At 65.6% G+C, this 14,319-nt stretch carries 16 protein-coding genes; 5 read left to right on the forward strand and 11 right to left on the reverse strand.

The genetic code is table 11. The features are described 5' to 3' along the window. Positions 1–52: 52 nt before the first annotated feature. Positions 53–1,192, reverse strand: coding sequence for a histidinol-phosphate transaminase (locus HMI57_RS04620; RefSeq protein WP_171584773.1), 1,140 nt, complete (start codon positions 1,190–1,192; stop codon positions 53–55). Positions 1,193–1,243: 51 nt separating this feature from the next. Here HMI57_RS04620 and HMI57_RS04625 point away from each other — a divergent pair, with 51 nt between their 5' ends. Next, on the forward strand, positions 1,244–1,636 hold the full coding sequence (locus tag HMI57_RS04625; RefSeq protein WP_171584774.1) for a phage holin family protein: 393 nt from the start codon (positions 1,244–1,246) through the stop codon (positions 1,634–1,636). Positions 1,637–1,672: 36 nt separating this feature from the next. Here the strand turns inward: HMI57_RS04625 and HMI57_RS04630 are convergent, their stop codons facing one another. Continuing rightward, complete coding sequence (locus tag HMI57_RS04630) at positions 1,673–2,923, reverse strand: hypothetical protein (RefSeq protein WP_171584775.1); 1,251 nt, start codon at positions 2,921–2,923, stop codon at positions 1,673–1,675. Further along, positions 2,920–3,228, reverse strand: coding sequence for a hypothetical protein (locus HMI57_RS04635; RefSeq protein WP_171584776.1), 309 nt, complete (start codon positions 3,226–3,228; stop codon positions 2,920–2,922). Before HMI57_RS04635 ends, HMI57_RS04630 begins: the two co-directional genes overlap by 4 nt. Before the next feature lie 175 nt (positions 3,229–3,403). Here HMI57_RS04635 and purB point away from each other — a divergent pair, with 175 nt between their 5' ends. Together purB and HMI57_RS04645 are read left to right on the forward strand one after the other, a co-directional pair. Next, entirely contained in the window at positions 3,404–4,834 is a 1,431-nt protein-coding gene (purB, locus tag HMI57_RS04640) for an adenylosuccinate lyase (protein WP_171584777.1), read from the forward strand. A gap of 102 nt (positions 4,835–4,936) precedes the next feature. Then, the gene (locus tag HMI57_RS04645; protein WP_171584778.1) at positions 4,937–5,857 is read left to right on the forward strand and encodes an AEC family transporter; all 921 of its coding nucleotides are present in this window, start codon (positions 4,937–4,939) and stop codon (positions 5,855–5,857) included. A gap of 24 nt (positions 5,858–5,881) precedes the next feature. On the opposite strand, the gene HMI57_RS04650 is transcribed toward HMI57_RS04645, so the two are convergent. From HMI57_RS04650 to HMI57_RS04675, 6 genes are all read right to left on the reverse strand, one after another. Next, a complete protein-coding gene (locus tag HMI57_RS04650; RefSeq protein ID WP_171584779.1) occupies positions 5,882–6,391 on the reverse strand; it encodes a 2'-5' RNA ligase family protein in 510 nt (169 codons plus the stop codon). Positions 6,392–6,400: 9 nt separating this feature from the next. Next, positions 6,401–7,315, reverse strand: a complete 915-nt coding sequence (locus HMI57_RS04655) for an FHA domain-containing protein (protein ID WP_171584780.1) — start codon at positions 7,313–7,315, stop codon at positions 6,401–6,403. Positions 7,316–7,318: 3 nt separating this feature from the next. Next, on the reverse strand, positions 7,319–7,570 hold the full coding sequence (locus tag HMI57_RS04660; protein ID WP_171584781.1) for a hypothetical protein: 252 nt from the start codon (positions 7,568–7,570) through the stop codon (positions 7,319–7,321). Positions 7,571–7,735: 165 nt separating this feature from the next. After that, positions 7,736–8,122 (reverse strand): phage holin family protein, encoded by a 387-nt coding sequence (locus HMI57_RS04665; protein WP_171584782.1) that lies wholly within the window; start codon positions 8,120–8,122, stop codon positions 7,736–7,738. 106 nt (positions 8,123–8,228) lie between these two features. After that, entirely contained in the window at positions 8,229–9,947 is a 1,719-nt protein-coding gene (locus tag HMI57_RS04670) for an alpha/beta-hydrolase family protein (RefSeq protein WP_171584783.1), read from the reverse strand. Between the two features lie 86 nt (positions 9,948–10,033). Then, positions 10,034–11,491, reverse strand: a complete 1,458-nt coding sequence (locus HMI57_RS04675) for a cryptochrome/photolyase family protein (protein WP_346655136.1) — start codon at positions 11,489–11,491, stop codon at positions 10,034–10,036. A gap of 95 nt (positions 11,492–11,586) precedes the next feature. On the opposite strand from HMI57_RS04675, the gene HMI57_RS04680 reads away from it, so the two are divergent. Continuing rightward, on the forward strand, positions 11,587–12,642 hold the full coding sequence (locus HMI57_RS04680; RefSeq protein WP_171584785.1) for a lactonase family protein: 1,056 nt from the start codon (positions 11,587–11,589) through the stop codon (positions 12,640–12,642). 117 nt (positions 12,643–12,759) lie between these two features. Here the strand turns inward: HMI57_RS04680 and HMI57_RS04685 are convergent, their stop codons facing one another. Next, positions 12,760–13,338 (reverse strand): dihydrofolate reductase family protein, encoded by a 579-nt coding sequence (locus HMI57_RS04685; RefSeq protein WP_228720933.1) that lies wholly within the window; start codon positions 13,336–13,338, stop codon positions 12,760–12,762. A gap of 96 nt (positions 13,339–13,434) precedes the next feature. On the opposite strand from HMI57_RS04685, the gene HMI57_RS04690 reads away from it, so the two are divergent. After that, the gene (locus HMI57_RS04690) at positions 13,435–13,827 is read left to right on the forward strand and encodes a VOC family protein (RefSeq protein ID WP_171584786.1); all 393 of its coding nucleotides are present in this window, start codon (positions 13,435–13,437) and stop codon (positions 13,825–13,827) included. A 106-nt stretch (positions 13,828–13,933) separates the two neighbouring features. Here the strand turns inward: HMI57_RS04690 and HMI57_RS04695 are convergent, their stop codons facing one another. After that, positions 13,934–14,287, reverse strand: a complete 354-nt coding sequence (locus HMI57_RS04695; protein ID WP_171584787.1) for a metalloregulator ArsR/SmtB family transcription factor — start codon at positions 14,285–14,287, stop codon at positions 13,934–13,936. Positions 14,288–14,319 lie beyond the last annotated feature (32 nt).

Genomic DNA, 14,319 nt, shown 5'->3' on the forward strand with positions numbered 1-14,319 from the left:
TGTACCTCGTCCACCCTAGCGACGTGATCGTGTGCAACCCATTTGTGACGTTCTACGAAACCCCGGGGCCGAACGAAAAGGAGGCGCACAGTTCGAGGAAACGGGTGTTTGCCTCGGGCTCACCGATGCTTACCCGGGCTCCCTCGGCGCCGAAGGCGCGCACCGACAGGGCCTGTTGCTCGGCCAGGGCACCGAATTCGGCGGTCTTCTCACCCAACGCGAGCCAGACGAAGTTGCCCTCAGCGTTCGGGACCGTCCACCCCAGTGAGCGCAGGCCGTCGACAACCCTGGTGCGTTCCTCAACAATTCCCTGGACACGTTCCTTGACCTCGTCGAAGTGCTCAAGGGACGTGACCGCTGCCTGCTCGGCGATCTGGGAGACCGCGAATGGCACCGCGCTCACCCTCAGGTGCTGGGTCAACTCCGGCTGTGAGACGGAGTAACCGACGCGAAGGCCGGCCAGCCCGTGCGCCTTGGAGAAGGTGCGCAAGACCACCACGTTCTGATGCTCCCGGTACATCGACAGCCCGTCCACAGCCTCCGGGTCGCTGACAAACTCCTGGTAGGCCTCATCGATGACCACAACGATGTGGCCGGGCACCCGACGCAGGAAGTCGCTCACGTCGGCCTGCTTCAAAATCGGCCCGGTGGGATTATTGGGGGTGCAGAGCAGGATTACCCGCGTCCGGTCGGTGATGGCGGCCAGCATCGCTTCGAGATCGTGGGTGCCATCTTGCTGCAGCGGGATCTGGACCCCTGCCGCCCCGGCCAGGCCCACACAGATCGGATACGCCTCGAAGGACCGCCACGGGTAGATCACTTCGTCAGCGGCGTCGTAGTCATTCTGTCCGGCGAAAGTGGCAAGGACCTGGTTCAGCGCCCCCAAGCTGCCGGCGCCGGTAACGATATCCTCGGCGGGAACCGCGAGGAATGCAGCCAGCGCGTTGCGCAGCGCAGTGGTCATCGGATCCGGGTACCGGTTGATGTGGGTTTGGGAGGCAATAGCCGCCAGCACCGAGGGAAGGGGCGGGAGCGGGTTCTCGTTGGAGGACAGCTTGTAGCTCTGCAGGCCCTCCACCACAACGGGAGGCTTGCCTGCGGCATACCGGGGGAGGCGTCCCAGCACGCTGCGGGGATGGACTGAAAGTTCCTGTGCCCCGGCGTCGTCGCCCTGGCGCTCTGGTGTTGTCATGGCCCCAGCTTATCGCTGGGCTTGCATCACGCCGTATGACAGCATGGAGGGATGCTCAAGTTCATTGTCCGGATCCTGATCAATGCGCTGGCACTGTTTGTCGCGGCCTGGCTCCTCCCGGGGATTGCCGTCGGGTCCACAACTGCCGGTGAAGACACCACGGCCGTGGTCCTTTCCTACCTGTTTGTCGGCCTGGTGTTCGGAATCGTGAATGCGCTGGTCCGCCCGGTCGTTGCCCTCCTGTCCCTGCCGTTCACCATCCTCACCTTGGGGCTGTTCACTATTGTGATCAACGCCGGCATGCTGATGCTCACGGCGTGGCTGACCTCGTTCACGCCGATTCAGTTCTCGGTCGATGACTTCTTCTGGTCTGCCATCCTCGGATCCCTCATCATCAGCGTGGTGTCGATGGTCGCCGGATCACTCACGGGAACACGGCGGTAGGCTCCAGAACAGCCGCTCACCCGAGACTGACCCAGGTCAATCCCGCCCCTGCCGGTCCGGCAGGGCTGTGCCGTCACTGCGTGGCAGTCGCCGCACCCGGAACACGTGCCGCTGTGCTGGTGACCGCCTGCCGAGCGTGGTGCCCACCACGCCAAGGGTCGCGACGATGGAGGGGTGAACGCTGGCATCCACCGCCTCGGCTCCAGCGAGATAAGTCGGGAGCTTATGGGCGGGGCCGAGCCCCTTTTCACTGGCAGGGACATCCTCCGCCGGCTCTTCGAGCGTCACAGTGACCCTGTTGTGCTCGTCGGGGTTCGCTGTGCCGTCTACCTGATGGACCCAGTCGTCGGCGTGTTCCAGGTGCAGGTAGGTGGCGTCACCGGAGGCCTCCCGCCCGGTGGGTGACCCGGCCGTGAGAACCAGTTCCAGTGAGTAGTCTTCGACCACCCGCGGATCCTGAGCAATGTTGGCAGCATGCATACCGCCCTGGCTGTACCCGACCACCATGACCCGGTCCCCGCGGGAGGCACCCGACTCCGCGAGCGCTCGATGGACGGCGTCGGCGACGAATGTGCTGTCGTAGTGGACCGCCTCGACTATGCCGGTCGGGTCAAAAGGATTGTCGGTGGCGACGGCAGCTGTCCCCTGGGTGCCCGGCAGTACCACCACGAAAACCGGACCGTCGGGGCGTTGCACCTTAAGCACCTCGAAGATGCCGGGCCCCTCAGCATCAAGCGAATCGATACGCTGCAGCAGGCCTGCGGCAGTCCCGTCAACGGTGATGGTGGTGTCTGCTGGCAACCGGTCCAGGCCGAGGGGTGTGGGTTCCGCGAAATGGCCGGCATTGGCGGTTCCAATCAGCCGATGCAGGTCATGTTCAATCATTCCCACCCCGGCATGCACTGCGCCGGCCGCCATCTGGGCCATCGCCTCGGCCGCCGCGTAGGCGAGTCTGCAGAATTCGATCCGTTGGGCGGTGTCCCGCATTTCAGCGTCGCAGCTGGACAGCGCGGCGCGCGCGCCGTCGAGAGCGTTGACGGCAGCGTATCCGATAGGGTCGGAAGCTACCTCAGTGGAGTTGAGGAGCATCTGCAGTCGCCACTGCAGGTCGCCGCACTGATGCAGAATCTCACGCAGTTCATCCGCCAGGACCCCGAGAAGATGCGCCCCGTGCCCCAGTTCGCTCCACTGGAAGCTGATGCTTCCTACCCCGCCACGCACCGCGATACCGTCGGGGCCGCGACTCTGGGAAAAGGGGATGGGGACCAGGTCCGGTGTTCCGGTCATGGGCGCTGTTGCTCCAGGAACCGGCGGAGTTCGTCAGTGCGGAGGGTCGCGGCGAACGCGGCAACCTGGGCGGCGGACTCCCTGAGTTGCTCACCGGCCTGCCGCACCCCGCGCACCTGACGCGTCAGGTAGGCGCTGAAGTTCCGGCCGGCCGGCGATTCCCAGTCGAGAGCGGTCACCGCTGCCATGCGGGAGGCAACGTCATCGACTGTCTCCGCGTACACCAGTACCTGCGAGCTGATCGAGGCGGCGGCCGAACTGTCCACAGCCCAGGGTTCGCACGACCAGTCCGCGCGGTAGCTCACCTGTCTGCCCTCCCTCCCACCCGATACCCGTTCGGCTCCCCTTGCACCGTAGAACCCGGTGCAAGCTGACCGGCACAGGCGGAGCGCCTATGTGGGCAGGGACAGGGCCCCGATGGCTGGGGAGGAGATGTCACACGGGAGACCGATTCCAGCGGATCATGAAATGATCGAGGGTATGGCTGATACCGCACCTTCAAGGGTGAACCTCGCATCGACATCCACTCCGTCGGGCCTTCCCCTGGCACTCGGGCCGCTGGACGGCCGGTACAGAGGAGCCGTCGCACCGCTGGTCGATTACCTGTCGGAGGCCGCCCTCAACCGGGACCGCGTCCATGTGGAGGTGGAATGGCTGATTCACCTGACCCGAAACGCCGTACTGCCGGGGACGGCACCGCTGAGCGGGGACCAGGAGGCCGCGCTGCGCACGATCGTCACCGACTTTGACGGCGGGTCGGTTGCTGAACTCGCCGAGCTTGAACGCGTCACTGTGCATGACGTCAAGGCGGTCGAATACTTCATTGGACGCCGGCTCCCCGAGATCGGGATCTCCCAGCTGAAACCGCTGGTGCATTTCGGGTGCACGTCGGAGGACATCAACAACCTGTCCTACGCGCTGGGCGTCAAGGGCGCCGTCGAGAAGGCCTGGCTTCCCGCCGCCCGCTCCCTGACCCAACAGATCTCGGAGATGGCCCGCGAGTCGGCGGCTGTGCCGATGCTGTCACGGACCCACGGGCAGCCCGCCACTCCCACCACGCTGGGCAAGGAACTCGCCGTCGTCGCGCACCGGCTGGACCGTCAGCTTCGGCGTATCGAACGCACCGAGTATCTGGGAAAGATCAATGGAGCGACCGGCACCTACGCCGCCCACTACGCATCGGTTCCGGGCGCCGACTGGCAGAAGGTGTCCCGGGACTTCGTGGAAGGGCTGGGACTGACCTGGAACCCGCTGACCACCCAGATTGAGTCGCACGACTGGCAGGCCGAGTTGTACGCCGATGTGGCGCGGTTCAACCGAATCCTGCACAATTTCTGCACCGATGTGTGGAGCTACATTTCGATCGGGTACTTCGCTCAGGTTCCCGTCGAGGGAGCCACCGGTTCCTCGACCATGCCGCACAAGGTGAACCCGATCCGTTTCGAGAACGCCGAGGCGAACCTGGAGATCTCCTGCTCGCTGTTGGACGTGCTGGGCGCAACCCTTGTCACCTCGCGGTGGCAGCGCGACCTCACCGACTCGTCGTCCCAGCGCAATATCGGGGTCGCGTTTGGCCACTCATTGCTGGCCCTGTCGAACGTGGCGAAGGGCCTGGAACGGCTGGATGTCGCCGGCGCGGTGCTCGCCGCTGACCTCGACTCGAACTGGGAGGTTCTGGGCGAGGCAGTGCAGATGGTGATGCGGGCGGAGGGGCTGGCCGGCGTGCCGGGCATGGACGATCCCTACGAACGCCTGAAGGAACTCACCCGCGGACAACGGGTGGACGCCGCCCGAATGCAGGAGTTCGTTGCCGGCCTGGGACTTTCCCCGGACGCTGAGGCACGGCTGATGGCGCTCACACCGTCGACCTACACCGGAATAGCGGAGCGGCTCGTCAGCCATCTTGGCTAGATGTCACGGCACGATCGCCTCCCGGATCCGGGCGACAACGGCGCGGGGCTCCCGTGGGCGGGCCGGGCGTCCCCCGAGATGCATGTGTAGCTGGAGGAAGTGTTGAGCGGCGTACTGGCAGGTTTCGCGATTGTCGGTGCCGTGATCATGGCCGGCTATATCGCTGCCCGCCTGCGGATCGGCGGCCCGGAGACGGTGAAGGCGCTCACCCAGACAGCCTTCTTCATCACCAACCCGGCGCTGCTTTTCACCATTCTGGCCCAGGCTGACCTCACCGCCGTCGTGTCCGCGTACCTGCCGATCGCCCTGATCACCGCGGTATTCGCCGCGCTCCTGTACGTCGTGGTCAGCCGGATCTGGTTCCGCCGGCCGGCCGCGGAGACCGTGATCGGCGCGATGGGCGGGTCAATCGTGAACGCTAACAACATTGGCATTCCCATCGCCGTCTACGCGCTCGGCAACGCCACGGCGGTGGCCCCGGTCCTGCTGGTGCAGCTGCTCTTCCTCACGCCGCTGTACCTGACCATCCTGGATCTGTCCTCAGGGCGGAAACCGTCGGTGGCCAACATCCTCACCCAGCCGTTCCGCAACCCGATGATCATTGCCTCGTTCCTCGGTCTGGCCGTGGGCTGGGCTGGGCTCGACGTACCGCAGCTGATCTGGGAACCGCTGGAACTGCTGGGCGGGGCGGCGGTTCCCCTGGTGCTGCTGGCGTTCGGTATGTCGTTGCGCGGTAGTCGGCCGTTACGGGCCAGCGAGGGCCGCACCGAGGTCATCGTGGCCACAGCGATCAAGGTCTTCATCATGCCGGCGTCGGCGTACCTGCTCAGCAGGTTCGCCTTCCAGCTGGACGACGACATGGTGTTCGGTGCCGTGGTGATGGCAGCCCTGCCGGCCGCGCAGAACGTGTTCCTGTTCGCGGGCCGGTACAACCGGGGACTCACCGTCGCCCGGGACGTGATCCTGATTTCCTCGATGTTGTCGGTGCCAGCCCTCATTCTCATCGCCTGGCTCCTCACCTAGGTGTACTGGGCCAGGTAAGGCAGATCAGCCCAGCGCCGTGACGGTTTTGGCGTGGCTGTCCCAGCGCCGCATCGCTACCAGCTGTCCTTCCGGCATCGTCGTCGAGAGGACCGCCAGCGCGTCGGCGAGGCGCTCCGGCGGCACGGCGTTGGCGAGGGTGATGTGCGGGACCCAGGCGTCCGGCAGCGTGGTGCCCGCTGGTCCCTCGAGCTGGCCGACGTCGTGTACGCGGCGGTGCAGCGCCACCAGTGCAGCACCACACACCACCTGGCGGGCCAGGACGTATCCCCTCCGGCCAGCGTTGAACAGCAGGATCCCGGAACACCCGAAGGCTAGGGGGAGCCCCACGCCCTCACCCAGCTGCCCATCCCGGCCATCGGTGATGGTCGGGGCCGCTACTAGGGTGATATGCGGCCGGTTGTGCGGGGAGGTGTGGGACGCCCGGCTGGGCAGTCCGGCCGCGAGGAGGGCCTCCCAGTCGCGACGGAGAAGCTGCTCCGAAGCCTCGTCCAGGAGCAGCTCGATGCTATCCACCGTGTCGGCTCAGCGCGGATGGCGGCGGAAATCTCCGACGCCCTCCGAGCCGTCACCCTCAGAGCGGCCGGTCCGAGGATCGAACTGTGGTCGCTGGTACGCCAGCTCGCCGCCGCTACGGCCACCGAACGGCCGACCATGGTCGGCGTACTCCTCGCGGAAATAGGCAAGGCACCAGGGCCCGAGTTGAATCCGCGCGCCGGTCCGGAGCACCGACGGCCCCGCAGGGTTGATCCCGCCGCTGACGGGTCCGTGCGGAATCAGCACGTACTCGTCGTCGTCGTTATGGACCACCTCGGCGTGCAGTGCTTCCAGCCCCGGCAGGACCAGGTCGACGTCGTCGGCGCTGCCGATCCTGGTGGCGGCAGGAAGCAGGTTGAACTCGCGGGGCACCTGACCGTTCCAGGTCGCTGAGTCCTGGACGAAGATCAGCCGGGCCCGACCACTCCCGGGGGTGTGGTGCGTGGTGGTGACCTTCCGGCGAATCTTCCGGTTGACGGTAGGCACCAGGGGAAACGGTGTCGTCGGCGGCACCAGACCGGGTGACGTCGACGCAGCGGACCCGCGCACGCTTTTCGCCAGCGGCGCGAGGGCACCGACGGATCCCAGCCGAATGTGCGGGGACCGGGTCAGCAGCCGCTGCACCCGTGGCACATCGACTGCCCCCAGGCTCACCAGGTTGCCCTTGGGGCCCGTCACCGACACTGCCACACCCTTGTCGGCGAGTGATTTCGCGAGCTCCCGGACGGCTTCGAGGGTGGGCGCAGTGGTCCCGCCGAACGCCTCGGGCTTGTCGAGGTAGACATCCACAGTTGAACCGTTCGCGGTGACGGTTCCCGTGACTGTGGTTGAGTCCTGGTGGTCGGTGGTCGGCTCGGTCACCGAAAACTGGAGATCAATCTCCAGCCGGATTTTCGCTGCCACGACTCAGTTACGGTGGGTGTCGGAGCCTGCTGCGTCGTTGTCACTGGTGGTGACCCGCAGTGTTCCGTTCAACTTCCAAGTGGCGCGGGGTGCGTCCGGGCCAATGTCGCGGGGAACTTCGACGGTCATGTCGATGAAGCTATAGTTCACCGCTGCGCCCTTGCCGGTAAGGTAGCTCCACATTTCCTCGGCGAGATCCGCCCAGTCGCGGATGTTGTGGTTTCCCTGGGCTTCTGGGGAGGTGTTTTCAGTCATGAGTGATTCCTCTAATGGATTCTGCACAATGACAGACGCCCTCTACCCGTCTGACGCTAACCATTCCACCTTAGTACGCAGTTGATCTGGCGACCAGCGGATCGGCCCACTTTCATTGGATCTCATCTGGGCAAGGACTGCATGGTGGACTGGACCTTACTGCGCCTAGGCCTTGCGCTGCTCGCTCCGCTTCTTGAGGAAAATGGCGCCGAGGATCCACCCACCGAGCGCGGTGACGATCCACACGATCAGGGTGCCGAGCACCCAGGCCGAGACTCCCCGAATCTGCAAGCCACCGTCGAAGAACGAGGCAATGAACAGGGCGATCAGCGTGGTGACGAGTCCGATCCCGCCCAGGATGGGCGATGCGTACTGCCGCGCTACGTTGAACACGAATGGGCCCAGAATGCCCTGCGCAAGGGCGAACACCAGGACGGCCACGGTGAAACCTGCTGGCTGCAGGGTCACTCCGGGGATCAGCCAGCTGGCGATGAGGAGCCCGAGGGCTACGGTCACCAGGTTGATGATGGCATGGAGGAGAAACCGGATCATGAGAACCTCGCTCTCTGGGACATCTTGCCCGCTCGATGCGCTTATCGTTCCACCGCACTCCACCGTCAAGGCTCACCCGTAGCGGGTGGTCTCGGGACCCTGAGGCTTACTCCCAGATGGGATCGTGGGTATTGATCTGCTCAATCGCTGACTGGATTGATGCCAGCTGCGCGGGGCTGCGGCCATGGCCCGGCAGGACTTGCGCCCACCCGTCCACTACGACATCGCCAAAATTGTGGCCGTGGCTGGGCGGAACCGCCTCGCTGACGAGCATGTCGGTCACCAGGTGCAGGAAGGTCACGCCGGGGATCCACCGCATCGAATCGCTCACGTCCGCGCCACGCCCTCCAGATGCAGCAGGTCCGGCCAGCCACTCGGGCCGCTGGATAATCACCGCGGGATCAAGCCACGTGATCGGGTCGGTGGCGTGTTGCAGGTAACCCAGCCGGGGCTGCCGCCATTCGCCACCCAGCCGCTCGAAGTCCCCCGGCTTGGACTGCCACCGCACGTCCCTGCCCTGCTGGTAGGTGGGCTGCCAGACGGGACTGCCCGCGTCCCGGGTTTCCTGCAGGGTGCGCCACGGTTGCGAGTTCGCTGGTGGACCGGTGAACAGGGCCGCGTCGGTGCGCGACAGCAGGTCAGCCAGACCCGCGAAGCTGCCCTGCATTCCCTGTGCACCCAGACTGAGTCCGTACACCGCGAGGCGGGGCCGGTCGCCGTCGGGCAATTCCGCCCAGCGCTCATACACAGCGTCGAAGAGTGCACGACTGGAAGCGGCGGCCAACTCCGGGTCGAAGAGGAAGGACACCCAACTGGGCTGAAAGGAGTACTGCATGGACGCTGTTGCGGTGTCGCCGCCGTACAGGTACTCCAGCGCCGCGATGGCCTGCGGCTCAAGCCATCCTGATCCGGTGGGCGTCGCCACCACCAACACCTCGCGGTCGAATCCACCAGCCCGCTCCAGTTCCTCGACCACCAATCGGGCTCGTTCCACCACACCGGCACCCTGCGAAAGCCCGGCGTAGACGCGGACAGGCTCGACGGCGTCGGCCCCCGTCACCTCACCAATATTCCGTGCGCTCGGTCCGCCTCCGGCGAACGCGCGCCCCTGGCGGCCCAGACCGTCCCACTCGGCTGCGGACTGGGGCGACCCGGATCTGGTAGCCACCGCCGGTTGCCCACTGCCAGAGAGAGTCTGCGCATCGCGGCCCTCGTAGATCTGCCTGACCGCTCCCAACCCTGCCCCCACCACGACCACTACCAGGAGCACCGTCGCCACGAGTCCCGCGCCCCTCCCGATCCAGCGTGCTGCCTGTGGCGACGCCCCACGGCGACCCGCCACGCCCGACGCCAGGCGGCGCACCGCAGAAATGCCTCGGAAGATCCCGAAGCATAAGGCGCCAGTAGCCAGCGCGCTCAATACGGCGGTGAGGTAGCCGGGCCCATCGATCGGCTCCATTTCCACCAGCGCGCGGACCTCGTTCTGCCACGACACCACCAACGCCCCGTACCCGATCGCGTAGGCAACCACACCGGCGCCCACGATCAGCCCCCACCGAACTGCGGACCGCGACGGGACGGGGGTGGTCGGCCGCCGACGGGGTGCAAGGGACCCGAATCTGCGGGACACCACCCGACCCAGGGCACGGAGCGCAAACCCCAACTGGAAGCCGAGCATGAGCCACAGCCCTGCAAGAAATCCCTGGAACACCGTGGGACGGGGCACCAGCGACGGGGTCAACGCCAGGGATGCCAGTGCCAGGGCGCACAGCAGGTTGATCCAGTTGTCTCGGAGGTAGGCGGCACCGCCCTGTAGAAGCCTCACCTCCCCGATTATTCCGCTAACTGAGAGGAAGTGGGTCGATGATGTCCATCCTGGCTGGGGTCTCCGCGGTGCTGGGCTCCGTTGCCCTACAGCCACCGCCCTGCTTCCTCCCGCAGGCGGGCCTTCTTCTCGTCGTCGAACTTGTCGTAGAGGCTGACCATCATCGATGAACGGGGGTTGCGGCTGAACATGTCGCGGTGGTCGCTGACGAATTGCCAGTACAGCGCGTCCCAGCTGTCCTGCCAGGGGCCAGCCGGGAAATTGCTCATCTTCTTCAGGTAGTTGCTGCCGCTCACATAGGGCTTGGTGGTGATCATGTTCCCAGCCGCGTATTGGCTCATCGCGTACACGTTGGGGACCATCACCCAGTCGTAGGCGTCGATGAACATTGCCATGAACCATTCGTAGACGGCGTCCGGGCCGATCCGGAGCAGGGCCATCGCGTTGCCCAGGACCATCAGCCGCTCAATATGGTGCGCGTAGCAGGTGTCCATGACGCGGCGGATGACGACGTCGACCGGCTCCAGCCCGGTGTCCCCAGTCCACCAGCCCTGGTCGAGGGTACGGTCAAACCCGAGGGTGTTACTGGTGCGCATTTCACGGCCGCGCAGCAGGTAAGCGGCCCTCATGTACTCGCGCCAGCCGATGACCTGCCGGATGAACCCCTCGACGCTGGCGATCGGCGTGTCATGCCGTCCCGCATGATCCAGGGCCACATCCATCACCTCCAGCGGGCTGAGAAGCCCCAGGTTCAGGCTGGAGCTGAGCGCCGAATGGAACAGGAAGGAGTCGGGGGCAGAGATGGCGTCCTCGTAGGGGCCGAAGTCTGCGAATCGGTCGTTCAGGAACGCCTCGAGCGCATCAGCGGCCTGCCGGTGGGTGACCGGCCAGTTGAACTCCCCGCCGGTGCCCGGATTGTCGGGGAACTCGCTGGCCACCCAGTCGATAGCGTCCCGCACCTCGGCGTCGGCGTCAAAGCGGGGCAGGTCCGGCAGCGTGGTCCCCCGGGGGAGCTTCTTCCGGTTCTCGGTGTCGAAGCTCCAGCGTCCGCCGACGGGGCCGCCGTCGGGCTCAACCAGGATGCCCAGGCGCAGCCGCTGCCACTCGTAGAAGTTCTGCATCCGCCAGCCGTTGGTCCTGAAGTATCCGGTGAGATCATCCTGACTGAGGAGAAACCCCGGACTTGTCCTGACCTCCGGGGACAGTCCACACTTCCCGAGGGTCGCGGCGAGCCGCTGGTTCAACCAGTCGTCGACGACGTCGAAGTAGCTGCACCGGGTAGCGCCGACCTCACCGAGCAGGGCACCCAGACGTTCCTGGCTGGGAGCAGCAGCCGAGGACTCGAGGTATTCCACCGTGTAGCCGGCATCCCGGAGCCGCTGCGCGAACAGGCGCATGCTGGCCCGGTGGAGCACCAGCTTCTGCTGGTGAAAGCGGTAGTGACGGAAGAAGAGGTCGTCCTCCACCAGGATGAAGCTCTCCGACGTGGGCGCTTCGAGGTGCTCCTCGAAGAGCTGGTGTGGGAAGACCAAACGGACGTGCACAGTTTTGCTCCTTCTCCTGCACCTTCGGTGCATCTGCTCCGCTGTAATGCTTGCACACCGGTGACGCCGTACTGGCTGTTGCTAGGGTGTTGAGTATGACTCGATTCGCTGTTCATGTTGCCTGCGCCGACGGCCAGAGCATTGACACCTTCCAGCTGGACACCGGGGCGGGTACGCTCACGGCCGGCCCGTCCCTGACGCTGGGATCGAAGGTTCAGTGCCTGGCAATGCACCCCGAAGACCGCATCCTGTATGCCGCGCTGGCCACCAGCTCGCCGACGGTGCGGGCACTGACCGTCGACGGACAGGACGGCTCCCTCACCCCGGGCCAGGACGCTGACCTGCCGGCAGGGATGGCGTACCTCAGCGTCAGCCCGGCGGGCAGCGTGCTGCTCGGCGCTTCCTACAATGACCATCTGGTCAGCGTGATGGCCCTCGACGCCGACGGCGGCATGCTGCCCGACACCACCTTCACCGAGGCGCCGGGTGAACACGCCCACGCCGTCGTCACCAGCCCCGATGGCCGGTTTGCCTACGCCACCGCCCTGGGCGATGACCTGATCGTGTGGTGGGCCCTGGACCCAGTCACCCCGGCACTGACCAACCGCGGCCAGATTGCCACTCCGACCGGCAGCGGACCGCGGCACCTCCGCTTCTCTCCTGCCGGGGACACCCTGTATGCGCTTCATGAAATGTCGGGAGACATCGCAGCCTACGCGTGCGACCTCGAGACTGGGGCCCTTACCGAGCAGCAGCGGATCTCCTCGGTGTCCCCCGGGCTGAACCTCGTGCCGGGTCGGGTCCGGGACGGGTCCGGGCCGGAACCGGCTGCCAACGCCATCTGGTGCGCTGAACTTCAGGTCTCCCCTGACGGTCGCTTCCTGTACAGCACCGAACGCTCCAGCAGCACGATCGCCGTCGTCGCCGTCGCTGCCGACGGAACGCTGACCCTTGTCGACACCGTGCCGACTCAGGCGCAACCCCGCGGGATGAACATCGACCCCACGGGTGGTTTTCTCCTGGCGTGCGGGGAGGCGTCCGGCGGACTGACCCTGTACGCGATCGACCCGGAGAGCGGCGCGCTACGCGAGCGCGAGAGCCTCGACAGCTCGGCGGGGCCTCGGTGGATTGAGTTTTCGCCGCTGACGTAGGGTCCTGCCTGCTCCTCCGGCACAGGAACAGCTCCAGCGGCCCAGAAAAGTGGTGGAGCAGCAGCCTCGTGGTGGGGCCACCACTGATATGCGGGTCCGCCACTTTTCTGATGCGCTTTAGCCGGTTTTGACCCGGTAACGGGTCTGGACGGCGCCGCCGGAGAGCACCTTCGTATCCTCGTGCGTCAGCGGGATGTCAGCCGATAGTGAGCCGAAGAGGGGTTTACCATCGCCGATCAGCACCGGCACCCGGGTGAGGGTCAGCGTGCTGATCAGCCCCTCCGCCAGGAACGTTCGGACCGTCCGGCCGCCGTCGACGTACACGTGCCGGGCACCGTCGTCGTCAAGCCGGACCAGTGCCTCGTCGAGGGACCTGACCACCGTGATCCGGGGATCGGCGGAGTCAAGAGTGGTGCTGAGCACCAGTACCGGGGTGTCCCCGTAGGGCCACTCCCCGAAAGACTGCACAATCTCGTAGGTGCTGCGCCCCATCACCATGTGGTCCACCAGCTGCATGAACTCGGTGAAGCCGGCCGCCTCAGGATCATTCGCGCCGTCAGCCGGAGGGTCCGCACCCCCGGTCAGCCAGTCGAGGTCGTCGTCGGCGCGGGCAATCATGCCGTCGACGCTCATCCCGATAAAGACGTGCCCCTGCCAGCCCCTGTTCCCCATGGGGTGCTCCTTCCTGGTGGTCATCAGCTGTATTTTTCGCAGTCTAGCCCTGTCGGAGAAATTTGATCTATGGCAATGTGAACGACGTACACATTGGTTGAGACCGGGTAGGAGCCGACAATGTCTGATGCCAAGCTGTTTGATACCAAAAATGCGTTCAGCGGAATGTCGGTGGACAACATCGACGCCGCGCGGGAGTTCTACAGCGGGACCCTGGGACTGGAGGTGGTCACCAACGAGATGGGCTTCCTTGAGGTTCATCTGGAGACGGGCGGGATCATTCTGATCTACGGCAAACCCGACCACGAACCGGCGTCGTTCACCGTCCTGAACTTTGCCGTACCGGACATCGATGAAGCAGTTGACGCCCTCAATGCCGCGGGGATCAAGACCAAGATCTACGAAGACGGACTGCCGACCGATTCGAAGGGGATCATGCGCGGCAACGGCCCTGATATCGCCTGGTTCAAGGACCCTGCGGGCAACGTCCTCTCGGTGCTCACCACGGTATAACCCCCCTCCGCCGAACCGTGAGATCTGGCGGGTTGAACCCGGGATGAGTCGCCAGGTCCAACAGTTCGGCCCGTGGGACGGGCAAGGTGCCGGCGGGGTTTTGGTCCTAGGACCGGCCGGTAAGCGCTCCGGCGAGGCTGTCGAGCGCCCCGGGAACCAGCGAGTAGTAGGCCCAGACGCCGCGCTTCTCACGGGTCAGGACGCCCGCGTCCACCAGGATCTTCAGATGGTGCGAGACGGTCGACTGCCCAAGATTGAGAGGCTCGGTGATGTCGCACACGCACGCCTCGGCGTTCTCGCTCGAGGAAATGATCGACACCATCCGCAGCCGGTTCGGGTCAGCGATGGCCTTGAACTGGGCAGCCAACGACGACGCCGTCTCCACCGACATCGCCGGCTCGCCCGTGGGGGTGCAGCAGGCGGTCAGGGTATCGGGAGGTGCGGTCACTGCGGTAGTCATCCATCCATTATGCACTGACATTGACATTCGTC

It is taken from the genome of Arthrobacter sp. 260, from assembly GCF_013116745.1.
Taxonomy (GTDB): domain Bacteria; phylum Actinomycetota; class Actinomycetes; order Actinomycetales; family Micrococcaceae; genus Arthrobacter_D.

What these genes read in the sequence shown, in the direction of transcription:
- HMI57_RS04620 (WP_171584773.1), bottom strand. Translation starts at nt 1,192, where the DNA reads ATGACAACACCAGAGCGCCAGGGCGACGACGCCGGGGCACAGGAACTT.
- HMI57_RS04625 (WP_171584774.1), top strand. Translation starts at nt 1,244, where the DNA reads ATGCTCAAGTTCATTGTCCGGATCCTGATCAATGCGCTGGCACTGTTT.
- HMI57_RS04630 (WP_171584775.1), bottom strand. Translation starts at nt 2,923, where the DNA reads ATGACCGGAACACCGGACCTGGTCCCCATCCCCTTTTCCCAGAGTCGC.
- purB (WP_171584777.1), top strand. Translation starts at nt 3,404, where the DNA reads ATGGCTGATACCGCACCTTCAAGGGTGAACCTCGCATCGACATCCACT.
- HMI57_RS04660 (WP_171584781.1), bottom strand. Translation starts at nt 7,570, where the DNA reads ATGACTGAAAACACCTCCCCAGAAGCCCAGGGAAACCACAACATCCGC.
- HMI57_RS04665 (WP_171584782.1), bottom strand. Translation starts at nt 8,122, where the DNA reads ATGATCCGGTTTCTCCTCCATGCCATCATCAACCTGGTGACCGTAGCC.
- HMI57_RS04680 (WP_171584785.1), top strand. Translation starts at nt 11,587, where the DNA reads ATGACTCGATTCGCTGTTCATGTTGCCTGCGCCGACGGCCAGAGCATT.
- HMI57_RS04685 (WP_228720933.1), bottom strand. Translation starts at nt 13,338, where the DNA reads ATGACCACCAGGAAGGAGCACCCCATGGGGAACAGGGGCTGGCAGGGG.
- HMI57_RS04690 (WP_171584786.1), top strand. Translation starts at nt 13,435, where the DNA reads ATGTCTGATGCCAAGCTGTTTGATACCAAAAATGCGTTCAGCGGAATG.
- HMI57_RS04695 (WP_171584787.1), bottom strand. Translation starts at nt 14,287, where the DNA reads ATGACTACCGCAGTGACCGCACCTCCCGATACCCTGACCGCCTGCTGC.